General features: G+C 66.0%; 21 protein-coding genes, 1 tRNA gene and 1 other RNA gene. 11 read left to right on the plus strand and 12 right to left on the minus strand.

Features of this window, described 5'->3' with window-relative positions; all coding sequences use genetic code 11:
- Nucleotides 1-6 precede the first annotated feature (6 nt).
- Complete coding sequence (glnA, locus tag ACZF5Y_RS08090) at nt 7-1,344, minus strand: type I glutamate--ammonia ligase (protein WP_053353105.1); 1,338 nt, start codon at nt 1,342-1,344, stop codon at nt 7-9.
- Nucleotides 1,345-1,454: 110 nt separating this feature from the next.
- Nucleotides 1,455-1,658 carry a hypothetical protein gene (locus ACZF5Y_RS08095; RefSeq protein ID WP_053353106.1) on the minus strand — a complete coding sequence of 68 codons (204 nt, stop codon included), beginning with the start codon at nt 1,656-1,658 and terminating at the stop codon, nt 1,455-1,457.
- Between the two features lie 80 nt (nt 1,659-1,738).
- On the opposite strand from ACZF5Y_RS08095, the gene map reads away from it, so the two are divergent.
- Nucleotides 1,739-2,611, plus strand: coding sequence for a type I methionyl aminopeptidase (map, locus tag ACZF5Y_RS08100; protein WP_497535272.1), 873 nt, complete (start codon nt 1,739-1,741; stop codon nt 2,609-2,611).
- A gap of 23 nt (nt 2,612-2,634) precedes the next feature.
- Here map and rnpB read toward each other — a convergent pair.
- The 6 genes from rnpB to ACZF5Y_RS08130 all read right to left on the minus strand — a co-directional run bounded on the left by rnpB (nt 2,635) and on the right by ACZF5Y_RS08130 (nt 7,347).
- Nucleotides 2,635-3,014: RNase P RNA component class A (rnpB, locus tag ACZF5Y_RS08105), an RNA gene on the minus strand.
- Between the two features lie 32 nt (nt 3,015-3,046).
- Nucleotides 3,047-3,772, minus strand: coding sequence for a zinc ribbon domain-containing protein (locus tag ACZF5Y_RS08110; RefSeq protein WP_497535273.1), 726 nt, complete (start codon nt 3,770-3,772; stop codon nt 3,047-3,049).
- Between the two features lie 36 nt (nt 3,773-3,808).
- Nucleotides 3,809-4,657, minus strand: coding sequence for a Nif3-like dinuclear metal center hexameric protein (locus ACZF5Y_RS08115; protein ID WP_497535274.1), 849 nt, complete (start codon nt 4,655-4,657; stop codon nt 3,809-3,811).
- On the minus strand, nt 4,654-5,319 hold the full coding sequence (locus tag ACZF5Y_RS08120) for a methionine ABC transporter permease (protein ID WP_497535275.1): 666 nt from the start codon (nt 5,317-5,319) through the stop codon (nt 4,654-4,656). The genes ACZF5Y_RS08115 and ACZF5Y_RS08120 overlap by 4 nt, the downstream gene beginning before the upstream one ends.
- Nucleotides 5,319-6,347: a methionine ABC transporter ATP-binding protein gene (locus tag ACZF5Y_RS08125; RefSeq protein ID WP_497535276.1), complete on the minus strand. Its 1,029-nt coding sequence runs from the start codon at nt 6,345-6,347 to the stop codon at nt 5,319-5,321. The genes ACZF5Y_RS08120 and ACZF5Y_RS08125 overlap by 1 nt, the downstream gene beginning before the upstream one ends.
- An 85-nt stretch (nt 6,348-6,432) precedes the next feature.
- Nucleotides 6,433-7,347, minus strand: coding sequence for a MetQ/NlpA family ABC transporter substrate-binding protein (locus ACZF5Y_RS08130; protein ID WP_497535277.1), 915 nt, complete (start codon nt 7,345-7,347; stop codon nt 6,433-6,435).
- A 231-nt stretch (nt 7,348-7,578) separates the two neighbouring features.
- On the opposite strand from ACZF5Y_RS08130, the gene ACZF5Y_RS08135 reads away from it, so the two are divergent.
- The 5 genes from ACZF5Y_RS08135 (at nt 7,579) to ACZF5Y_RS08155 (ending at nt 13,161) form a co-directional block, all read left to right on the plus strand.
- Entirely contained in the window at nt 7,579-9,018 is a 1,440-nt protein-coding gene (locus tag ACZF5Y_RS08135; RefSeq protein ID WP_053353113.1) for a glyceraldehyde-3-phosphate dehydrogenase, read from the plus strand.
- 53 nt (nt 9,019-9,071) lie between these two features.
- Complete coding sequence (locus ACZF5Y_RS08140) at nt 9,072-9,917, plus strand: universal stress protein (RefSeq protein ID WP_497535278.1); 846 nt, start codon at nt 9,072-9,074, stop codon at nt 9,915-9,917.
- The gene (locus ACZF5Y_RS08145; protein ID WP_497535279.1) at nt 9,914-11,128 is read left to right on the plus strand and encodes a glycoside hydrolase family 3 N-terminal domain-containing protein; all 1,215 of its coding nucleotides are present in this window, start codon (nt 9,914-9,916) and stop codon (nt 11,126-11,128) included. The genes ACZF5Y_RS08140 and ACZF5Y_RS08145 overlap by 4 nt, the downstream gene beginning before the upstream one ends.
- Before the next feature lie 47 nt (nt 11,129-11,175).
- Nucleotides 11,176-11,823 (plus strand): MBL fold metallo-hydrolase, encoded by a 648-nt coding sequence (locus tag ACZF5Y_RS08150; protein ID WP_497535280.1) that lies wholly within the window; start codon nt 11,176-11,178, stop codon nt 11,821-11,823.
- 102 nt (nt 11,824-11,925) lie between these two features.
- Nucleotides 11,926-13,161, plus strand: a complete 1,236-nt coding sequence (locus ACZF5Y_RS08155) for an MFS transporter (protein WP_497535281.1) — start codon at nt 11,926-11,928, stop codon at nt 13,159-13,161.
- Here the strand turns inward: ACZF5Y_RS08155 and ACZF5Y_RS08160 are convergent.
- Entirely contained in the window at nt 13,158-14,225 is a 1,068-nt protein-coding gene (locus ACZF5Y_RS08160) for a glutathione S-transferase family protein (RefSeq protein ID WP_497532133.1), read from the minus strand. The two genes, ACZF5Y_RS08155 and ACZF5Y_RS08160, sit on opposite strands and share 4 nt — an antisense overlap.
- A 28-nt stretch (nt 14,226-14,253) precedes the next feature.
- A complete protein-coding gene (locus tag ACZF5Y_RS08165) occupies nt 14,254-14,790 on the minus strand; it encodes a flavin reductase family protein (protein WP_497532135.1) in 537 nt (178 codons plus the stop codon).
- A gap of 109 nt (nt 14,791-14,899) precedes the next feature.
- Here ACZF5Y_RS08165 and ACZF5Y_RS08170 point away from each other — a divergent pair, with 109 nt between their 5' ends.
- The 3 genes from ACZF5Y_RS08170 (at nt 14,900) to ACZF5Y_RS08180 (ending at nt 16,784) form a co-directional block, all read left to right on the plus strand.
- Nucleotides 14,900-15,385: a glutathione peroxidase gene (locus tag ACZF5Y_RS08170; protein ID WP_497532136.1), complete on the plus strand. Its 486-nt coding sequence runs from the start codon at nt 14,900-14,902 to the stop codon at nt 15,383-15,385.
- Nucleotides 15,386-15,843: 458 nt separating this feature from the next.
- Nucleotides 15,844-16,254 carry a hypothetical protein gene (locus tag ACZF5Y_RS08175; RefSeq protein WP_497535355.1) on the plus strand — a complete coding sequence of 137 codons (411 nt, stop codon included), beginning with the start codon at nt 15,844-15,846 and terminating at the stop codon, nt 16,252-16,254.
- On the plus strand, nt 16,242-16,784 hold the full coding sequence (locus ACZF5Y_RS08180; RefSeq protein ID WP_497532137.1) for a MarR family winged helix-turn-helix transcriptional regulator: 543 nt from the start codon (nt 16,242-16,244) through the stop codon (nt 16,782-16,784). The genes ACZF5Y_RS08175 and ACZF5Y_RS08180 overlap by 13 nt, the downstream gene beginning before the upstream one ends.
- Before the next feature lie 39 nt (nt 16,785-16,823).
- Here ACZF5Y_RS08180 and ACZF5Y_RS08185 read toward each other — a convergent pair.
- Together ACZF5Y_RS08185 and ACZF5Y_RS08190 are read right to left on the minus strand one after the other, a co-directional pair.
- Nucleotides 16,824-16,897, minus strand: a tRNA-Val gene (locus ACZF5Y_RS08185).
- A gap of 77 nt (nt 16,898-16,974) precedes the next feature.
- Entirely contained in the window at nt 16,975-17,436 is a 462-nt protein-coding gene (locus tag ACZF5Y_RS08190) for a peroxiredoxin (RefSeq protein WP_497532138.1), read from the minus strand.
- A 263-nt stretch (nt 17,437-17,699) separates the two neighbouring features.
- On the opposite strand from ACZF5Y_RS08190, the gene aceE reads away from it, so the two are divergent.
- Entirely contained in the window at nt 17,700-20,426 is a 2,727-nt protein-coding gene (gene aceE, locus ACZF5Y_RS08195; protein WP_497532139.1) for a pyruvate dehydrogenase (acetyl-transferring), homodimeric type, read from the plus strand.
- 30 nt (nt 20,427-20,456) lie between these two features.
- On the plus strand, nt 20,457-21,665 hold the full coding sequence (locus ACZF5Y_RS08200) for a PucR family transcriptional regulator (RefSeq protein ID WP_497532140.1): 1,209 nt from the start codon (nt 20,457-20,459) through the stop codon (nt 21,663-21,665).
- Nucleotides 21,666-21,673: the final 8 nt, after the last annotated feature.

Below are 21,673 nucleotides of genomic sequence, written 5' to 3' on the forward strand. Positions count from 1 at the left end.
TACGCGTCAGATGGTGTCGAGCATCGACGACAGCTCGTACGGGGTCACCTGGCTGCGGTACTCGGCGACCTCGCGGCGCTTGTCGCGGATGAAGTAGGCGAAGACCTGTTCCCCGAGCGTTTCGGCGACCAGCTCTGACCGCTCCATCACGGCGAGCGCGTGGTCGAGGCTCGTCGGCAGCGGATCGAACCCCATCGCGCGACGCTCGCCGTCGCTCAACGCCCAGACGTTGTTCTCGGCCTCGGGCGGCAGCTCGTACTCCTCGCGAATGCCCTTCAAACCTGCGGCGAGCAGCATCGAGAACCCGAGATACGGGTTCACTGCGCTGTCCATGCCGCGGTATTCGACGCGTGCGGCATCGCCCTTGCCCGGCTTGTACATCGGTACGCGCACGAGTGCGGAGCGGTTGTTGTGCCCCCAGCTCACGAATGACGGGGCCTCATCACCACCCCACAGACGCTTGTACGAGTTGATGTACTGGTTGGTGACTGCGGTGATCTCTGGGGCATGACGCAGCAGGCCGGCAATGAACCGACGTCCGGTCTGCGAGATCTGGTACTTGGCGCCCGGGTCGTAGAACGCATTCGTATCGCCCTCGAGCAACGAGAGGTGCGTGTGCATGCCCGATCCCGGGTGCCCTGCGAGCGGCTTCGGCATGAAGGTCGCATGCACGCCTTGCGCAATGGCGACCTCTTTGACAACCGTGCGGAAGGTCATGATGTTGTCGGCGGTCGTCAACGCATCGGCATATCGCAGGTCGATCTCGTTCTGGCCCGGACCGGCCTCGTGGTGGCTGAACTCCACCGAGATGCCGAGCTCTTCCAGCATGTTGACGCTCTCGCGCCGGAAATCGTGCGCTGTTCCGCCGGGAACGTTGTCGAAGTAGCCCGCACGGTCCACGGGAACCGGCCCACGATCATCGAAGTCCTTCGACTTCAGCAGGTAGAACTCGATCTCGGGATGCGTGTAGAAGGAGAACCCCTCTTCCGCGGCCGTGGCAAGCGTGCGCTTCAGCACGTTGCGCGGGTCGGCGACGGCGGGTTCACCGTTCGGCGTACGAATGTCGCAGAACATGCGCGCGGTCGGCGCCGACTGGCTGCGCCAGGGCAGCAGCTGGAAGGTTGAGGGATCCGGAACCGCGAGCAGATCGGACTCGTACGCGCGCGTCAGGCCTTCAATGGCTGAGCCATCGAAGCCGATGCCCTCGCTGAACGCCCCCTCGACCTCTGCCGGTGCGAGCGCGACTGACTTCAGCGTGCCCGAGACGTCGCTGAACCACAGCCGAACGAACCTGACACCGCGCTCCTCGATCGTGCGCAGAACAAAATCTCGCTGCTTGCTCACGCTTCCTCCGTCCGTTGCTCAGGATGTTGCACTCGTGCGCGCCGCCCTGAAAGGCCCGCGCGCACCGCTGGCCTCAGACTATCCCGCGACCATGACGATCGTGTTACGTCTCAGTCGTCAGCCGATTCTTCTTCACGCCAGGCGCGAGCGCGCTCGGCGACGATCTCATTGGCACGGGCAGCTTCTTCCCGTGTGGCGAACGGGCCGATGCGGTCGACCGAAAGCGATTGCGGCCCCTCTTCGATGTCGCCGGTGCGCGAGTTGTACCAGTACGTCTCCGAAGGATCCTCGATCCCCCACTCTCGCTTGCTCATCGTTCTCTCCTTCTGCGCTCGCGCGCTGCCAGATGACGTTCGCGGTCGGCGGTGCCGAACGTACTTCCTAGACTAGAGGCATGCCTTTCGACGCACACGGCCATCTCGTACCCGGCACTCGCCCCGCACCGCGCGCAGTGCCCGCGATGATCACGCGGCCGCCCTATGTCGGCCTCGCTGTGCCGCCCGCTTACGTCGGCGACAACACCTACTCCGAGCCGGAAATCGATCGCATTCGAGCAGCCGGGCGCATCGCGTCGGGAGCGCTCGACGCGGTGGGCGCGGCTGTGCGACCAGGCGTGACCACGGCCGAGTTGGATCGCGTGGCGCACGACTACGTGATCGCTCAAGGCGCGTACCCCTCGACGCTCGGGTACCGGGGCTACCCCTCATCGTCATGCACTTCGGTCAACGAGGTCATCTGCCACGGGATCCCTGACGATACCGTGCTGCGCGACGGTGACCTCGTCAACGTGGATGTCACCGCGTACCTCGATGGCGTGCACGGCGACACGAACCGTACCTACCGCGTCGGCGAGGTATCCGAGGAGATCGACCTGCTCATCGAGCGCACCCACGAGGCGATGCTGCGCGGAATTCGCGCGGCGAAGCCTGGTCGCGAAGTCAACGTCATCGGCCGCGTCATCGAAACTTATGCGAAACGCTTCGGGTACGGCGTGGTGCGCGACTTCACCGGCCACGGCGTCGGCACGTCATTCCACAGCGGGCTCATCATTCCGCACTACGACTCTGCTCCGGCGTACAACGATGTGATCGTGCCCGGCATGGTGTTCACCGTCGAGCCGATGCTCACGCTCGGCACGCACGAATGGGATCAGTGGGACGACGGCTGGACGGTTACCACGCGCGACCATAGCATCACCGCGCAGTTCGAGCACACCGTGGTCATTCGGGAGGACGGGTTCGAGCTGCTGACCGTCTCGGGAGACTGACACGGCGCTTCGTCGCGGTGGGGGGAATGGGTCGGATCATACGCCGGGTTCTGTCGTGATCGGCGAGCCGACCAGTGACGGTCATCTCTCTCGGAGTGCCGTTGCCGACACCCTCTAGCGGCCTACCCGAGGACTCGGCGGGGCGCGTCATCATCCTCTGTCTGGCCTTGCTCCGAACGAGGTTTACCTGGCCGCCCGTGTCACCACGAGCGCCGGTGGTCTCTTACACCACCCTTTCAGCCTTACCCGCGCGGCGAACCGTGCGGGCGGTCTACTCTCTGTTGCACTTTCTCGCGGGTTGCCCCGGGTGGGCGTTACCCACCGTTCTCCCCTGCGGAGCCCGGACGTTCCTCGGCGCTCAGAAGCCGAAGCTCCGGAACGACGCGACCGTCTCACCGGCCCATTCCCAGAGACCAGCTTAGAGCACTGCGGCCGCTACTCCTCGATGCGGACGAGAATGGCGCCGGTTCCCGGGCAGAACACGAGCTCATCGGGGGCCGCCGACCTGATGTCGCTGAGCTCGGCGGGCGCGAGCGCCATGTTGCTCGCCTCGGACACGTTGCCGCGCAGACGGGCGGCACCGATGCCGATGCGGGCCCGGAGATCTTCATACACACCGAGCACATCGCGCTGCACCTCGGCGGCGAGGCCGTCGCGTTCCTCCTGCTGCGATGCGATGTCGCGATCAATGCGCTGTTCGGACGCGGTGATCGCGGCCTGAATATCGGTGCGGCGCGCGTCGACGCCATCGAGCACGCCTTGCGCCTCGTCGAAGGCGATGCGCGCCTGCTCTTGCACCTCCATGAGCTCGAGCTCGCGGTCTTCGAGCTCCGACTGACGACGAGTCAGTGTCTCGAGTTCCGATTGCAGGGCCTGCGCTTCTTTGCTCGACGTGCTCGCGGCAAGCAGCTGCTGATCGCGGTCGCGACGCTGCTGCACCAGTGCGACATCGGACTCGACGCGTTCGAGCTCAGCGGTCTGCGCATCGAGTTCACGCTGCGCCGCCATGTACCGCGTGCGCACGTCTGATGTCTCACCGGCGAGACCGGCAAGCTGCTCGCGTTCCGGCAGCGTCTTGCGCTGACGGCGGAGTCGCGCGAGCGTCGTATCGAGATCTTGGAGATCGAGCAGGAGTCGCTGCTGTCGCGGGCTGGCCTTCATGAGGTTCAGCCTATCGCGGTGTGGCGATCCCACGATTCACTCGACGTGGGCGCCCACCGAGAAGGTCCACGGATCGGTGCGCAGGGCACTCACCCGGAACTCCACGCCCGGGAGCAGCCGTCCCAGCGTCGCCGCGGCCCCCTCGAGCCACAACGATTCGCTTGCCCAGTGGGCGACATCGATCAGGGCCGGGCCTCCTCCGACAGCCGCAGTCTCGCTCGCCTCCTGCGCCGGGTGATGGCGGAGATCTGAGGTCAGATACACATCCGCCGAACGCACCAGTGGGTGGTCGAGCAGACTGTCTCCTGCGCCGCCGAGCAGGGCGACACGACGAATCGTTCGCTCCGGATCGCCCGCGACCCGCACACCCGAGACGGTCGCGGGCATCACCGCGTCGACCTGCTCGGCGAAGGCGCGAAGTGTCAGCGGTGCCGCGAGGTCCCCGACGCGTCCGATCCCGATCGCCGCATCGCTCGCGTGCGGCACGATGGGAACGGCACCGGTGAGCCCGAGCCGTTCGGCGATGACCGCGGAGACACCTCCAGCGGGTTGATCAGCGTTGGTGTGAGCCGCATACAGCGCGCAGCCGCCGCGGATCAGGTCTGCAAGGAGTCGCCCCTTCGCCGTGTCCTCGGCCACACTGTGAATGCCGCGAAGCAGCAGTGGATGGTGCGTCAGCAGGGCGTCGGCATGCCAGTCGAGCGCTTCGCCCACGGTTTCCGCCGTAGCGTCGACCGCGAGCAGTACGCGCCGCAACGGCGCGTCGTCGGCGCCCGAGACGAGACCGACGCGATCCCAGTTCTCGGCGGTCTCCAACGGCCACAGCGATTCCGCCGCAGCGCGCAGGTCGGCAAGCAGCGGCGCAGTCGGCAGCCCGGCGCTCATCGACGCAGCAGCTTTCGCGCGATGACATTGCCGAGCAGCTGCACGAGCTGCACGATAGCGATGATGACGAGCACCGCCGCCCACGTGATCCACGGATTGAACTGGCGATAGCCGTACTGCAGCGCCAGGTTTCCGAGTCCGCCACCGCCGATCACGCCCGCCATCGCGGTCATGTCGACGACCGCGATGAACGCGAAGGTGTATCCCAGAACCAACGGACCGAGGCCCTCGGGAATCAAGACGGTCACAATGGTGCGCACCGGCCCCGCGCCCATGGCGCGTGCGGCCTCGATCACGCCCGGAGGCACCGTGAGCAGATTCTGTTCGACGAGGCGCGCGATGCCGAAGGTCGCGGCGAACGAGAGCACGAAGATCAGGAAGCGATCGCCGATGCCGGTGCCCACGATGACGCGGCCGAGCGGCTGAATCGCCGCCAGCAGAATCACGAAGGGAATCGGTCGGAAGAAGTTGACGAGCAGATTCAGTACGAGGAACACGCCGCGATTCTGCAGAATGCCGCCCTGTCGCGTGACGGTGAGTGCCGTGCCAATGAGGAGCCCGAGCACCCCGCCGATGAGCATCGCGAAGACGACGTACACCAGCGTCTGAAACGTCGCCTCGAGGAACTTGCCGCTCTCGAGCAGCTGAATGAGGTTGTCCATTACGCGAGCACCTCCAGGGTCGTCTCCTGAGCCAGGGCAGCGATGGCGTGCTCCACCTTCAGGTCTTCGCCGATCAGTTCGAGGGTGAGTTTGCCGAAGCTGCGGCCGCCGACATCGGTGATTCCGCCGTGCACGATGCTGACGCCCACGCCGCGCTCGGCGAGCGTGCGGAAGACGACGGGCTGATCCACATCGCCATCTCTGAACGTCAGTGAGACGAGGCGCCCGCGATGCCGCTCGCGCAGCGCCTCCAGGTGCTCGGCCTCGGGTTGCGTCGGCAGAGCGGTCGCGACGAAGCGCTGTGTCGTCTGCGATTTCGGTGCGGAGAACACGTCGAAGACATCACCCTGCTCGACCGCGCGCCCGCTGTCCATGACCGTGACGCGATGCGCGATCTCGCGCACCACCTCCATCTCGTGGGTGATGAGAATGATGGTGATCCCGAACTCCGCATTGACACGTTTGAGCAGCGCGAGCACCTCGTGCGAGGTCTGCGGGTCGAGCGCGCTCGTCGCCTCATCGGCCAGCAGCACGCCCGGGTTCGTGGCCAGTGCGCGCGCAATGCCCACACGCTGCTTCTGCCCGCCCGAGAGCTGATCCGTGTAGGCGCCGGCCTTGTCGGCGAGACCCACGAACTGCAGCAGTTCGGCGACGCGGCGCTTGCGCTCCTCTGCCGGAACCCCGGCCACGATGAGCGGGTACTCGACGTTCTTCGCCACCTTCTTCGAGTGGAACAGGTTGAACTGCTGGAAGATCATGCCGATATTGCCTCGGGCGACGCGAAGCTTCGACTCGGGCAGCGCGGTGATGTCATCGTCGCCGACCAGGATCTGCCCCGCCGTCGCCCGCTCGAGACCGTTCACCAGGCGCAGCAGTGTGCTCTTCCCGGCGCCGGAGTAGCCGATGATCGCATGGATCTCGCCCGAGGCGACGTCGATGGTCACATCGTCAACGGCGACGATCGGTTCTGAGCTGGGGCCACGGCCCGGGTAGCGCTTCGAGACGCCGATCATCTGGACGCGGGTCATCGCGTCTCCCTTCGGATAGACGGAAACGGGGCGCTCGGAAAACCGAACGCCCCGATCCTATGCGCTTCGCGCGTCAGGCTGCGACTTACTTGCTGGCCGCGATCTGCGCCTCTGCATCGTCCTGGATCTCCTGGAGCTCGGACACCGGGGTGTCGAGGAGGATCGCGGAATCGCCCGAGTTCTCGAGCACGCCCGCCTGGACGTCTGCATTGGTCTGGTAGATCTCGACGAGCTTCTTAAAGGTCTCGTTGTCTTTGTCTTCGGCGCGGGCCGCGAAGATGTTGATGAAGTACTTCGCACCCTCATCGCTCGGGTCGTCCTGGTACAGAGCATCCGAGAACTTCAGGCCGGCGTCAGTGACGAAGTCGTTGTTGACGACCGCGGCGTCGACGTCAGAGAGCGAGGTCGCGGTGAACGACGCATCCATCTCGGTCACCGTGACCTTCGACTTGGCGGCATCGATGTCGTCCGGGGTCGAGAAGAGCGTGCCGCCGTCGGTGAGTTCGATCAGGCCGGCCGACTGCAGCACGTTCAGTGCGCGAGCCCGGTTGCTGGGATCCGAAGGAACCGCAACGGTTCCGCCCTTCGGAACCTCATCGAGCTTCGTGTGCTTCGTGGAGAAGATGGCGAGCGGGTAGATCGCCGTCGCCCCGACCGGCACCAGGTCGTCGTCGTTCGACACGTTGTAGTCGGCGAGGTACTGGATGTGCTGGAACTGGTTGAGGTCGAGCTCGCCCTCGCTCAGCGCCGGGTTGGGCTGGTTGTAGTCGGTGAAATCTACGAGTTCGACCGTGATGCCCTCTTCAGCGGCAGCATCGGTGAAGGTCTGCCAGTACGGATCGCTCGCGCCGACGACACCGATCTTGACGGTCGCGTCAGAACCTGCGTCGGAGCTGCCTGAGTCGGATGCAGAGGTTGAGCAGCCGGCAAGCGCCGTGGCGGCCGCGAGTGCAAGTGCTGCGAGCGAAGCGGCCAGAGTGCCGCGCTTCGTGAAGGTCATGAGATTCCTCAATGTGATTGGGGATGCGGGCAATTGCCCACGGTACCGTTCCAGGATGCGCCACGGGCTCGGACGCCGTGAAATCTTGGCGTCACACGGCGTCATGCACCGCGTGGCGCACCGGTCGCCACGCGCGGGCGGCATCGTGGGATACTGGAGCCGGACGTTCAACGTCTCCGGCGGGCAGGCCGAACTACTCAGGTAACCCCAGGGAAGGAACCCTCCGTTCACATGAACCAGCGTGCTGATGCTCACCTCGAAGCGTGGAAAGCGAAGCAGGAACTCGCCGAGCGGATGATCCCGCTCATCGGTCAGCTGTATCGCGACCACGATGTCGTGATGTCCATCCACGGCCGCAGCCTCGTCGGCCGATCGCCCATCGACATCATTCGCGCACACAGCTTCGCTCGCAAGATCGACGACGCCGAGCTTCCCCTCGAAGAGACGGCAGCGATCGTCTCCGCGCTCGCCGAGATTCAGCCCGGGCCCGCATCCGTTGACCTCGCGCTGCTCGCCAACGATTACCGCGCCGCAGGCGCGGGTGACCTGCACGCGTACCTCCGCGAGGCGCTCGCCCCCGCCATCGGAGCACAGCCCGGCACGGGCACCGATGTGGTGCTCTACGGTTTCGGCCGCATCGGTCGTCTGCTCGCGCGCATCATCATCGAGCACTCGGGCAGCGGAAACGGCCTCAACCTCCGCGCGATCGTCGTGCGTCGGGGCGCAGAGAACGACCTCGAGAAGCGCGCGAATCTGCTGAAGCGCGACTCGGTGCACGGGCCGTTCAACGGCACCATCAAGGTTCTCGAAGACGAGAACGTCATCCTCGCCAACGGTGTGCGCATCCAGGTGATCTACTCAGATGACCCTGCCAGTGTCGACTACGCCCAGTACGGCATCGAGAACGCGATCCTGGTCGACAATACGGGCCGTTGGCGCGATGCCGAGGGGCTCGGCAAGCACCTCGAGAACCCCGGCATCGACCGCGTCTTGCTCACCGCACCCGGCAAGGGCGATCTGCTCAACGTCGTCTTCGGCGTGAACCACGATGCGATTACCGATGACCAGCGCATCCTCAGCGCTGCGTCATGCACGACGAACGCGATCACGCCGGTACTGAAGGTACTGAACGATCGCTTCGGCGTCACCCGCGGTCATGTCGAGACGGTGCACTCGTACACGAACGATCAGAACCTCACTGACAACTTCCACAAGGGCGCCCGTCGCGGCCGCTCGGCAGCGCTCAACATGGTGCTCGCCGAGACCGGTGCGGCAAAGGCGGTCGCGAAGGCACTGCCCGAGTTCGCGGGCAAGCTGACCGGCAACGCGATCCGCGTACCCACCCCCGACGTGTCGATGGCCGTGCTGAATCTGCAGCTCGAAGCGGAGACGACGCGCGAAGAGATCAATGCCGCACTGCAGCAGGTTTCACTGACGGGGGCACTGCGCACCCAGATCGACTACGTCGAATCCGACGAAATCGTCTCGACCGACTTCGTCGGTTCCAACCGCGCGGGCATCGTCGACGGTCTCGCGACCATCGTCACCGGAGACAGTGCCGTCGTGTACGTCTGGTACGACAACGAGTACGGCTACAGCTGCCAGGTCGTGCGCATCATCGAACAGCTCGCAGGCGGGCACCCCGCTCACCTGCCGGCGCTCGAGAGCTGAGGCACCGCGGCCCTGCTCGCCCCGAACATCGACAGAGAGAGAAAGGACAGATCATGTCTGAGAAGTACCTCATCGGAGTAGATGGATCCGAGCAGAGCAGGGTCGCCCTCGCCTGGGGCCTCGCCCGCGCCACCGAGCGCGGGGCCTCCGTCGAATTGATTCACGTCGCCGACGATTCATTCCTCTCGGAAAGCGTTGCATTCCTTTCGGAGGCGCAGGCGGCTTCCGAGCAGATGCTGCAGGCCGAGACCGAGCACGCGCGCGCACTCGGCTTCGCCGGGGCGATCTCGGGCACCGCAGTCGTCGGGCATCCGATCGCTGAAGTAGAAGAAGCATCGAAGCGTGCCGACCTCGTCATCCTCGGCGCGCACCAGGGTGGCCGGTTCTCCGGTTCCTTCTTCGGTACGCGCGCCGTGAAAGTCGCGGCGACCTCTCACTGCCCGGTAGCGGTGATTCCGAAGAGCGAGCCTCGGCCGAACGCCCCCGTGGTCGTCGGCGTCGACGGGTCCGATGCGTCGCGCAAAGCGATCGCATTCGCGGCTGCGCAGGCCTCGATCCGCGAGGTCCCCCTCGTCGCCGTATACGCGTGGATGCCACCGCTCACCCCCGGTCTCGAGTACCTCTGGAGCGAAGAGCTCGTGGAGTCGCAGCGCGGCGTCGCTGAGGAAGCCATCGCGATCGGCATCGCGGGACTCGCCGAGCGGTACCCCGACCTCGACGTGCGTCGAGAAATCGTGCAGTCGGCTCCGGTCGCCGCCCTCGTGCAGGCCGCGGAGAATGCCGAAATGCTCGTGGTGGGCAGCCGTGGACGTGGTGGGATCTCGCGGCTGCTGCTCGGTTCGGTCAGTCACGGCGTGCTGCAAGCGCTGCCGTGCCCGACCGTCGTCACCCGCGCGTGAGCCCGCGACGAACCGTCACCCACGCTCGCCCGCGCCGCGCCCGAACCGCCTCCGTCGGCATCGCCTGGGTGGCGCTCGCCGCGCTTGCTCTGACGGGTTGCGGTCCGGAGCCCGCGGGCGATCCGGCACCGACGTTGCCGCCGGAGCCCACGTCAGCTTCGGCCCCCACGACTCCGGCTCCCCCGAGCCCGGAAGAGCTGCGACGCGCGCGCGCGACCGAGATCGTCGACGCCGAGAGTACGGCGCAGCGTGCGGCAAGCATCATGATGGCGTCGACACCCAGCGCTGACCCAGCGACCGTGGGGTCCTTCGCCGAAGCGCACGGACTTGGCGGCTTCTTGTTGATGGGTGCCAACGTGCCCGCGGACGCCGCTGCACTGAGCACCGTGACGGCCGCACTCTCCCCCGACCCAGCGCTGCCTCGACTGATCGGCATCGATGAAGAGGGCGGCGACGTCACGCGCCTGCCCTGGGACACGCTTCCGGGCGCTGACACCCTCAAGTTCGCTGCACCCGACGACGTCCGCGCTGCCGCTGCCGGGCGTGCGGCGCTCCTCGCCGAATCGGGGGTCACGGTCAACTTCGGCATCGTCGCCGACGTCACCGCAGACCCGAGCTCGTTCATCTTCTCGCGCACGCTCGGAGCCACCGGCGACGACGCGGCACCTCGCGTCGCAGCAGCCGTCAGTGGAGAACACGGTACGGTGCTCTCCACTCTCAAACACTTTCCCGGGCACGGCGCGGCCCCCGGCGATTCGCACAGCTCGATACCGACCACAGACCTGACGCGTGCCGATTGGACGGCGAACGAGTCGGTGCCATTCGCCGCCGGCATCGACGCCGGCGCCGAACTGCTCATGTTCGGGCACCTCGCCTACACGTCCGTCGATGCCGCACCGGCTTCGCTCTCGTCAGAATGGCATCGCATCGCACGCGAAGACCTCGGGTTCACCGGTGTTGCCGTCACCGATGACCTCGGCATGCTCCTGAACTCGGGAGATCCGGCGTATGCGGATCCGTCGGCGAACGCCGTGCAATCCGTGCTCGCCGGCAACGATCTGCTGGTGCTGGTGGCCGGTGCTGACGAATCCACGGTCGCCGCATCGATCAGCGGGATCACCGCGGCGGTCGACGCCGGAACCCTGCCGCCGGAGCGCCTTCGAGAGGCCGCCATCCGGGTAACCGACCTGCGTCTCGCGCTGGCTGAGTAGCGCGTGCCGCTTCCCTCGTTTCGCCCCCTACAGAGAGGACCCCACCTGTGAGCACCGTCCGTATCGAGCGCGTCATCACCCACGGCAGCATAATGGTCGATCGTGGCGGCCCCGAGCCTGAAGCGGTTCCCATCGACAACAACATCTGGCTCGTCGGCGACGACGAACAGGTCGTGGTCATCGATGCCAGCCACGACGCCGCCCAGATCGCGGACGCTGTCGGTGATCGCGACACGCTCGGAATCCTGCTCACGCACGGCCACAACGACCACGTGAATGCGGCAGTCGAACTCGCGCAGCGACTCGACACCCTCCTTCATCTGCATCCCGACGATCTCTTCATCTGGGCCGATACGTACGGCGATACGCTGCCCGACATCGAACTCGCCCACGGCGCCGAGTTTGCGGTCGCCGGCGTCGAACTCCTGACCCTGCATACTCCCGGCCATACCCCGGGCTCGGTGTGCTTCGCGGCGCCCGCACTCGGCACGGTGTTCTCGGGTGACACCCTCTTCCAGGGCGGCCCCGGCGCCACTCGCTGGAGCTATTCCAGCTTCCCGCAGATCCTCGACTCCATTCAGCAGCGCCTGTTCACGCTTCCCGAAGCCACGGTCGCCCGCCCGGGTCACGGCGACAGCACGACGATTGCGACCGAAGCGTCCGCCCTGCCCGAATGGATCGCGCGCGGCTGGTGAACCTGGTCGGTGCGGGTCACGTCGCGCGCACCGACTAGGCTTGCGTGGTCGCCGTGCCGCGGCAACACAGCCAAGCACCACCTTCCGAAAGGCCCGCATTCGATGACGCAACTCACCCCGGCCCGGCGCGCGTTCGCCCTGTTCGCGCTTGCGCTCGGCGGCTTCGGCATCGGGGTGACCGAGTTCGCAACCATGGGTTTCCTCCCCGAGATCGCGCGCGACCTGCTCCCCGGTTTCGCTGACTCCCCGACCACCGTCATTGCGCAGGCGGGCTGGCTGATCACGGCGTATGCACTCGGTGTGGTCGTCGGCGCTCCGACATTTGCGGTGCTCGCGGCTCGCATGTCCCAGACGAAACTGGCGTTTCTCTTGCTCGCGCTCTTCATCGTCGGCACGCTCGCGTCGGTATTCATGCCCACATTCGGCACCCTGGCGCTCACCCGATTCATCGCCGCACTGCCGCACGGCGCCTACTTCGGCGTCGCCTCGCTGCTCGCTGCCCGCATCATGGGGCCCGGCATGCAGGGTCGTGGCATCGCCCTGGCGCTCTCAGGCCTCACGGTTGCCAACGTCATCGGTGTACCGTTGGCAACCTGGATCGGTCAGATCGCGGGGTGGCGCTGGGCGTACGTGCTGGTTGCGGTGATCTTTACGGCGACCCTGCTGCTCTGCGTCGCGTTCCTCCCCCGCTTCCCCGGCAACCCCGAGCGCAGCCCGCTCCGAGAGCTGTCGGCACTCAAGAATTTCCGGCTGTGGATCATGATCGGCGTCGGCGCGATCGGCTTCGGCGGCTTCTTCGCGGTCTACTCGTACATTGCAGAGGTGACCACTCGCGTCGCAGGGCTCTCTGCTGGCGCAATACCGTGGGTACTCGCCGGGCTCGGAGTCGGTATGACCATCGGCAACCTCGCCGGCGGCTGGGCGAGCGACAAAGACTTGACCCGCACGATTCTCTTCGGGTTCTCCGCGTTCATCGCCGTGCTCGTCGCCTACGCACTGTTCGCGACGACTCCGCTGGGTCTCATCATCTGCACCTTCTTGCTCGGCGTCACGTCATCGATCCTGATGCCTTCGATTCAATCGCGCCTCATTCGGGTGAGCGACGAAGCCGCCCTGTTCGGGGCGGCCGTCAACCACTCCGCGTTCAACATCGGCAACAGCCTGGGCGCGTGGCTCGGCGGTGTCGTGATTGCCGGCGGCCTCGGCTATCTCGCCCCCGGGTGGGTCGGAGTCGCGCTCGGTGCGATCGGCATGACGCTCGCCCTGGTCGGCGTCGCGGTCGAGCGGCACGACAAGGCACGCAATCTCAACACCGTCGGAATCCCGGTTCCCCGCTAGCGAATCGGGTCGGGCGGGGTGCCATCGCCGAATGGTGCGCCGCCCAGCCGCTCCCGGCCGTGGGGCTGCTGCCAGTTCGCCAGGCTGGGCCCAGCAGGCACGATGGCTGTCGGGTTGATGTCCGTGTGCGTCGCGTAGTAGTGCTGCTTGATCTGCGCGAAGTCGATCGTCTCGCCGAACCCCGGCGTCTGAAACAGATCACGCGCATACCCCCACAGGTGCTCCATTTCGCTGAGCTTGTTGCGGTTCGCTTTGAAATGCCCGTGGTACACGGGATCGAAGCGGGCGAGCGTGGTAAACAGACGCACGTCGGCCTCCGTGATCGTCTCTCCCATCAGGTACCGACGAGTCGACAGCCGTTCTTCGAGCCAATCCATCGCGTCCCAGAGTCGCTCATACGCTGCGTCGTAGGCCGCTTGGCTCCCGGCGAAGCCGCATCGGTAGACGCCGTTATTCACCTCGGTGAACACCCGCTCCATGACTGGCCACATCTCTTCAACCAGGTCGGCCGGCAGGAGGTCGGGTGCGCCGGCGCGATGGAACTCACGCCACTGCGTCGAGAAATCGAGCGTGATCTGCGGGTAGTCGTTCGTGACGACTCCACCCGTTGGGATATCCACGATCGCCGGCACGGTGATCCCGCGCGGGTACCCGGGGAATCTGCGGAAGTAGTGCTCTTGGAGCCGCTCGCTGCCGAGAATCGGGTCGACGCCACCGGGGTCGAGATCGAAGGTCCAGGATCGCGCGTCGTGCACGGGGCCGGGCTGCCCGAGCGAGATCACCGATTCCAGGCCCAAGAGACGCCGGACGATGAGGGTGCGATTCGCCCACGGGCACGCCGCAGCGGCGATGAGTCGGTAGCGACCCGGTTCGACCGGCCAGGCGTCTGCGCCCGCAGTGAGCCCCGCGTGCAGGGAACCAACCTTCGACGCCGGTGGCGCCGGGAGCGCACGCACCGCATCCGGGTCAGCGACGATGCGATCTTCGATGTACTGCGTGTCTCGCTCGAAAGCCTCGCCTCCGGTGACATAGCTGCCCATCGTGGTGGCATCGCGCTCTGGCATCTTGGCCCCTCCCCGTCGTCTCTTCAGGCTACGCGTGCTCGGCTGGGGGCAGCGTGTGGAAGCGGCGATCGTGGTAGACCATCGGATCTGCGGCGTCACCGAAGACCGCGCCCAGCACTTCGGACACCACAACCACCGACGAGCCCACTCCGAGAGTGTGCAGCGGTCGGCATCGAAGTGCGACTCGGGATGCGGGGAGATACGGCTCGCCCGTCGTCAGCCGGTCCCAGCCCTGCTCTGCCGTGAATCGCTCGGAACCCGATACCGCGAAGAGCTGGGCCACGTCGGCATGACGCGAATCGAGCAGGTGCACCAGGTGCGTCTCGGCACCGAGGATGCCCCCGGCACTTCCGGTCGCGCGGGTCACTGAAAATGCAATCGCGGGCGGATCGATGCCGACCGAGGCGACGCTCGACGCAGTGAGGCCAACCGGGCCGTCCTCAGTCATCGCAGTGATGAGCGAGACGCCCGCCGGGTGCTCGCGAAAGGCTTGTTTGAGTGCGTCGGCACCGCTGACCCCGCTCGCATCGAATTGAACCGGAATGCCGTGCGCAGCCGAGGTCATACCTACCCGTGCCTTTCAGTCTTCGTCGTCGCGCTGTCGCGACCCACACGATCTTCAACGGTACCGGGATGCAGCGCATTCCGAGGAGTTCGGGCGTAGGCTGAGCCGTATGGAGCTGCGCGATATTCCCTTCACCACCATCGATGGCGACCCGGCTTCGCTCGCCGACTATGCCGACCGCGCTGTGCTGGTGGTGAACGTCGCGTCGAAGTGCGGTCTCACGCCGCAATACGAGAAGCTCGAAGAGCTGCAGCGCACGTACGGGGATCGCGGCTTCACGGTACTCGGCTTCCCCTGCAACCAGTTCATGGGTCAGGAGCCGGGTGATGGCGAGGAGATCAAGACGTTCTGCTCCATGAACTACGGGGTGACCTTCCCGCTCATGGAGAAGGTCAGGGTGAATGGACGCCGCAAGCACCCGCTCTACGCAGAGCTGCGTGAGACGACTGACGCCGACGCCAAAGCCGGGCGCGTGAAGTGGAACTTCGAGAAGTTCCTCATCGCGCCCGACGGCACCGTGTCGCGGTTCCGGCCCTCGACGGAGCCCGATGCTCCGGCAATCGTTGCCGCGATCGAGGCGGCGCTCCCCCGCTAAGGCTTAACGCCCACGCACTGCCCATTGGCCGCGCCCCCAACCCGCATGCGGGTGGCGATGGTGCGGATGCGGTCGCTCGGAGTGCGTGTCGCGTTCGAAGTCGCACTCGTGGAATCGCTCCGCGCGAGGATCGTGGCGATCGTGCCGCTCGCCGCATGTGTGGCCTCCCCCGGCAAACCGAGGGTGGCGACGCATGCCGCGCGGCGTCCGCGGGGCCCGCGGCAACTTCGTTCCGGGTTCCCACCCGAGATGCTGCGCGACGCCGTCGAGCGTGCGCACCGCAGCCGCAAGGCTCTCGTCGCCGATCGCTTCGGACAGGTGGTCGTCGGCTCGCTGCAGCGACGCACGCGTGCGTTCTACGCCGGCACGACCGGTTTCCGTCAGTGTGAGCCAGACTCGGATCGCGTGACCCAGCCGATCTCGACGAGACGGCGGACGGCGAAGTGGCGACGAGGTCCGTGGCCGCGCCGCCCCATGCCGCGAGGGTGTTCGAGGCAACGGTCTTCACGGCCCTGTCGGGCATCGTATTGAGCGCCGTCGTTCTGAGCTGTATCGTTCTGCGAAGTTTTCTCAGAAGCCTGGGCATTCTTGCGTTCGAGGCGGCGGAAGAGTCTCCACTCGTCGGGCGTCAGCCCGGCTTCACCGAGCGTCTGTCGCCGGGACTCGCGCATGAAGTGGCTGGCCGTTTTCAGCGAGTGTCGCAGAGCGCGGAGATCGGAATGGTCATGTGTCGTGGCGCCGGCGCTGTGGCCGACATTTTCGTTTTCACATACGTTGTGCATCGTGTTCCTTACTTGTCATGTTGCATGTATATGAGTGTGACATTCAATTCAATGCATGTCAAGGTACATGTAAGATGTTCGCTGTGAGCAGATCCGACGACATCGACGCCATCGCGCACGCCCTCGCACGCGTTCGCGGCCGAGGCCGGGGCCCGCGCGGCCCATGGGGCCCCGGCGGCCCGTTTGGCCACGGTGGCCCCTTCGACGCTCAAGTTCACGACGCTCCAGGGGGCCCGCAAGCGCAGCACCGGGGTCGCGGACTGCACGATGGCAGGCGCTTCGGCGGCCCCGCGCTCATGCGACTCGTCGAGACCCTTGCCGCAGCAGAAGCACCACTGGGCGTCGGCGCGATCGGTGAGGCGATCGGCGTTGATCAACCGCGCGCCTCACGGCTCGTGCAGCAGGCGGCCGAGCGCGGGCTCGTCGAGCGCGAGGCAGATCCCCATGATGCCCGGCGCACACGCATTGCCCTCACCGACCGCGGTCGAGGGTTTGCGCGCGGTGTGCGCGGCGAACGACGCGAAGCTCTGGGCACCGCGCTTCAGCAGTTCACCGATGCTGAGCGGGCCGAGCTTGCGCGACTGCTCGACAAGCTGGCGACGCACTGGCCGGAGTAGTGCCGCACGTGCTGCGGGCAGAGTAACAGAATGAATGGGTGGGCCCGGAGGGACTCGAACCCCCGACCCTCTCGGTGTAAACGAGATGCTCTAACCAACTGAGCTACAGGCCCCAACCGCCGCGACTCGCCTCAGCACCGCAGCCGTATCAGCATACGCGAGGCGAGTCGCGACTCAAAAATCGCTCGATTCAGGCGAGTGTCGCGAGAGCCTCTCGGTACGCCCCGAAATCGCGGGCCTCGCCCGGAGCGGCCTCGAAGGAAGCGAGCACGCGGCGATCCTCGCCGATCACCAAGGTGGCGCGCGTCGCAATGCCGGCTTCCTCAACGAAGACGCCGTATTCACGCGCCACGGCACCGTGCGGCCAGAAGTCGGAGAGAATCGAGAATTCGTATCCTTCGTGCTCAGCCCAGGCCTTGAGCGCGTACACCGAATCAACTGAAACACCGATCAGGCGCACGTTCTGGTCGGCGAAGATCGCGAGATTGTCGCGCAGCTCGCAGAGTTCGCCGGTGCAGATTCCCGAGAAGGCCAGCGGGAAGAAGACGAGTGCGACCGGACCCTCGGCGACGAGTTCCGAGAGCACGAGCTCTTCACCGTGCTGATCGGAAAGCGTGAAATCGGGTGCCTGCGCACCAACTGCGAGAACCATCGAGACTCCTGTTCCGGGCGACGCCGCGCCCCTCTATATGCAATTGCGATACACACTGTAGCGCCCCCCGATCAGCCTCCATATTCACCCGTCACTTTGTGCGGAAATGACACCCGGGCGGCTCCGATTGCCTGATTGGTCGTGCAACTTCGATAGTCTGGTGCGACACCCGCGAATCCAGCGGGCGCCTTTCGTGCTGCGCGCCGACGCATCAACCAGCGTCTCAGGCTCGCGCACGCCTCATGGTGAATGGAGCACAAATCTTGGCTGTGAACACGCAGGATCCGTACGCACCCGACAACAACGATCAGGACCCTCAGGAGACCGCCGAGTGGCGAGAGTCTCTTGATGCGGTGGTCGATGAGCGGGGAGCCGGCCGTGGCCGGGAGATCATGACGAGCCTGCTCGACCGCTCGCGCCAGCTGCACCTCAATGTGCCGCAGGTGCCGACGACCGACTACGTCAACACGATCGCGTCGGATGATGAGCCGGAGTTCCCCGGCAACGAGGAACTCGAGCGCAAGTACCGCTCCTGGCTGCGCTGGAATGCCGCGATGACGGTGCACCGTGCGCAGGCCCCCGGCATCGGCGTCGGCGGCCACATCTCAACGTATGCGTCAGCAGCATCGCTCTACGAGGTCGGCTTCAACCACTTTTTCCGCGGGCAAGATCACCCTGGCGGCGGAGACCAGATCTTCGCGCAGGGCCATGCCTCCCCCGGCATGTACGCTCGGGCCTTCCTTGAGGGCCGGCTCTCCGCAGATCAGCTCGACGGATTCCGTCAGGAGAAGTCGCACCTCGGCGGCGGTCTCCCGAGCTACCCGCACCCGCGTCTCGCCCCCGATTTCTGGCAGTTCCCGACGGTGTCGATGGGTCTCGGCCCCATTAACGCGATCTACCAGGCGCAGCTGAACAAGTATCTCACCAACCGCGGCATCAAGGATGCCTCGGATCAGCACGTGTGGGCGTTCCTCGGCGACGGCGAGATGGACGAGGTCGAGAGCCGCGGCCAGCTCCAGGTCGCTGCGAACGAGGGCCTCGACAACCTGACCTTCGTGATCAACTGCAACCTGCAGCGTCTCGATGGGCCGGTGCGCGGCAACGGCAAGATCATTCAGGAGCTCGAGAGCTACTTTCGAGGCGCCGGCTGGAACGTCATCAAGGTCATCTGGGGTCGCGAGTGGGACGACCTGCTGAACCGCGACGTCGACGGCGCACTCTTGAACGTCATGAACACCACTCCCGACGGTGACTACCAGACGTACAAGGCCGAGAACGGCGCGTACATCCGCAATCACTTCTTCGGCAAAGACGAGCGGGCTCAGCACCTGGTCGACGACTACACCGATGATCAGATCTGGCAGCTGCGTCGCGGCGGCCACGATTACCGCAAGGTGTACGCGGCGTATGCCGCCGCGCTGGCGCACAAGGGCCGACCCACGGTCATTCTGGCGAAGACCGTGAAGGGCTACGGGCTCGGACCGCACTTCGAGGGCCGCAACGCGACCCACCAGATGAAGAAGATGACGCTGGACGATCTGAAGACGTTCCGCGACACGATGCGCATCCCAATCTCGGATGCGCAGCTCGAAGCCGACCCGTACCGCCCGCCGTACTACTTCCCGGGCGAGAACGACGAGGCGATCCAGTACATCCACGAGCGCCGTCGCGCGCTCGGCGGCTACTTGCCTGAGCGTCGCACGAAGCACACGGAACTCACACTCCCGGAGCCCAAGACGTACGCGATCGCGGCGAAGGGTTCGGGGACGCAAGAGGCCGCGACCACTATGGTGTTCGTGCGTTTGCTCAAGGATCTGATGCGCGATAAGTCGTTCGGCCCTCGCATCGTGCCGATCATCCCCGATGAGGCGCGCACCTTCGGCATGGACTCGTACTTCCCGACGTCCAAGATCTACAACCCGAACGGGCAGAACTACGTCTCCGTCGACCGCGAACTGCTGCTCGCGTACAAGGAGAGCCCCCAGGGCGTGCTGCTGCACGTCGGCATCAACGAGGCCGGCGCTGCCGCCGCGTTCACCGCAGTAGGTACTTCGTACTCCACACAGGGCGAACCGCTGATTCCGATCTACATCTTCTACTCGATGTTCGGGTTCCAGCGCACCGGCGACGCGTTCTGGGCCGCCGGCGACCAGATGGCGCGTGGATTCATCGTCGGCGCCACCGCAGGGCGCACCACGCTGACCGGAGAGGGCCTGCAGCACGCCGACGGCCACTCGATCGCCCTGGCGGCAACGAATCCGGCGGTCATCTCGTACGACGCCGCGTACGGGTACGAGATCGGCCACATCATGCGTTCGGGCATCGAGCGCATGTACGGCGGCACGCACCCGGATCCCAACGTGATGTACTATCTCACGGTGTACAACGAGCCGCTCGTGCACCCGGCCGAGCCCGAGAATGTTGATGTCGACGGCATCGTTCGCGGCATTCACAAGGTCGGAGCCGCGACTGAGGGAACGCACCGCGCGCAGATCCTCGCTTCCGGCGTCGCAGTGCCGTGGGCGCTTGAAGCGCAGCAGATTCTCGCGCGCGACTGGGATGTCGCAGCCGATGTATGGAGCGTGACGAGCTGGACCGAATTGGGTCGCGATGGCGTGGCGGCTGAGGATCACAACTTCCGCAACTTCGGCGACGCACCGCGCGTTCCGTATCTCACCGAGAAGCTCCAGGGCGCCGAAGGCCCCGTGGTCGCGGTCAGCGACTGGGCTACGCAGGTCCCGGAGCAGATCCGCGCATTCGTGCCCGGAGATTACTCGGTGCTCGGCGCCGACGGCTTCGGCTTCTCCGACACCCGCGCCGCGGCCCGTCGCTACTTCGGCATCGACCGCGAGTCTGTCGTCGTGAAGGTGCTCCAGCGCCTCGCGCTGCAGGGCAAGATCGACGCCGACGTGCCGCGCCGGGCCGCCGAGCAGTACCGGCTGAACGACGTGAACGCCGGAACCACCGGCGGCGCCGGCGGGGAGTCCTAAGCGCGCCCCGCGGCGAGCGATTCGAATCCCATGGATCGAACCAAGTCCCAGGAACTCGCCTGGCTCCGCACCATTACGGGGGAGCTCTCGACACGAACCATTACTCGGCTCGACGAGACGCTCCCCTGGTACGGAAACATGCCGCCGAGCCGACGCTCCGCCGTCGGCCTCGTCGCGCAGACCGGGATCAGTTCGTTCATTCAGTGGTACGAGGACCCGACCTCGACACCGTGGATCGCGTCCGACGTCTTCAGCGCAGCTCCCCGTGAGCTGTTGCGCTCGATCAGCCTGCAAGAGACGCTGCAGCTGATTCGCGTCGTCGTGTCGGTCGTGGAGGATCGCGTCGCCCCGCGCAGCGAATCGTTGCGCGAGGCGGTGCTCCATTATTCGCGCGACGTCGCATTCGCCGCCGCCGATGTCTACGCACGAGCGGCTGAGGCACGAGGGCTGTGGGACGCGCGTCTGGAGGCACTCGTCGTCGATTCAATCCTGACCGGCGAGAGCGACGACGAGCTTCCCAGCCGCATTGCCGCACTCGGCTGGCACGGCGACGGCGAGGCCGCGGTTCTGGTCGGAACGGCCGAGCGCTTCGTCGACGTCGATCAACTCCGCAGGTCAGCACGACACGCTGGGGCCGATGTGCTCATCGGACTGCAAGGGACGCGACTCGTGCTGGTGCTCGGCCGGCTCGACCCGCCTGCGAAAGAACAGGCGAATGGCGGCGATCCGCTGTCATTCATCGATATCGCTCATCGTCTCGCCGATGGATTCTCCGAGGGGCCACTCGTACTGGGGCCCGCAGTTGCCAACCTGGTGGATGCCTCCCGGAGCGCACGGGCGGCACTCGCCGGTGTTGCGGTCGCACGTTCATGGCGACACGCCCCGCGCCCCGTCGCTGCCGATGATTTGCTCCCCGAGCGTGCACTCGCCGGAGACGGCCTGGCGCGCCGCACACTGATCGAGCAGATCTACGAGCCGCTCGCCGCGCACTCGGGCGAACTCTTGGAGACGCTCTGGTGCTACCTTGACAACGGCCGTTCGCTCGAGGCCACCGCACGCGAGCTTTTCGTACACCCGAACACCGTGCGCTATCGCCTGAAGAAGGTCTCCGACGTCATCGGGTGGAATGCGACCGGTGCACGCGAGGCGCTGATCTTGCAGTCGGCGCTCATCGCCGGATCCATCGCTCAGAGCGGCCGCCGATCTCCCGCCCCGAAGCGCGAGTCGAATCGCGGCTGAGCGCACGA

Source organism: Leucobacter sp. WKLB1 (genome assembly GCF_059696215.1).

Coding starts and splice junctions, on each gene's coding strand:
- ACZF5Y_RS08180 (WP_497532137.1), top strand. CDS start 16,242: ATGTTCGCTGTGAGCAGATCCGACGACATCGACGCCATCGCGCACGCC.
- ACZF5Y_RS08120 (WP_497535275.1), bottom strand. CDS start 5,319: ATGGACAACCTCATTCAGCTGCTCGAGAGCGGCAAGTTCCTCGAGGCG.
- map (WP_497535272.1), top strand. CDS start 1,739: ATGCCTTTCGACGCACACGGCCATCTCGTACCCGGCACTCGCCCCGCA.
- ACZF5Y_RS08140 (WP_497535278.1), top strand. CDS start 9,072: ATGTCTGAGAAGTACCTCATCGGAGTAGATGGATCCGAGCAGAGCAGG.
- ACZF5Y_RS08115 (WP_497535274.1), bottom strand. CDS start 4,657: ATGAGCGCCGGGCTGCCGACTGCGCCGCTGCTTGCCGACCTGCGCGCT.
- ACZF5Y_RS08200 (WP_497532140.1), top strand. CDS start 20,457: ATGGATCGAACCAAGTCCCAGGAACTCGCCTGGCTCCGCACCATTACG.
- ACZF5Y_RS08160 (WP_497532133.1), bottom strand. CDS start 14,225: ATGCCAGAGCGCGATGCCACCACGATGGGCAGCTATGTCACCGGAGGC.
- ACZF5Y_RS08130 (WP_497535277.1), bottom strand. CDS start 7,347: ATGACCTTCACGAAGCGCGGCACTCTGGCCGCTTCGCTCGCAGCACTT.
- ACZF5Y_RS08155 (WP_497535281.1), top strand. CDS start 11,926: ATGACGCAACTCACCCCGGCCCGGCGCGCGTTCGCCCTGTTCGCGCTT.
- ACZF5Y_RS08170 (WP_497532136.1), top strand. CDS start 14,900: ATGGAGCTGCGCGATATTCCCTTCACCACCATCGATGGCGACCCGGCT.
- ACZF5Y_RS08095 (WP_053353106.1), bottom strand. CDS start 1,658: ATGAGCAAGCGAGAGTGGGGGATCGAGGATCCTTCGGAGACGTACTGG.
- ACZF5Y_RS08190 (WP_497532138.1), bottom strand. CDS start 17,436: ATGGTTCTCGCAGTTGGTGCGCAGGCACCCGATTTCACGCTTTCCGAT.
- ACZF5Y_RS08165 (WP_497532135.1), bottom strand. CDS start 14,790: ATGACCTCGGCTGCGCACGGCATTCCGGTTCAATTCGATGCGAGCGGG.
- ACZF5Y_RS08110 (WP_497535273.1), bottom strand. CDS start 3,772: ATGAAGGCCAGCCCGCGACAGCAGCGACTCCTGCTCGATCTCCAAGAT.
- ACZF5Y_RS08135 (WP_053353113.1), top strand. CDS start 7,579: ATGAACCAGCGTGCTGATGCTCACCTCGAAGCGTGGAAAGCGAAGCAG.
- ACZF5Y_RS08125 (WP_497535276.1), bottom strand. CDS start 6,347: ATGACCCGCGTCCAGATGATCGGCGTCTCGAAGCGCTACCCGGGCCGT.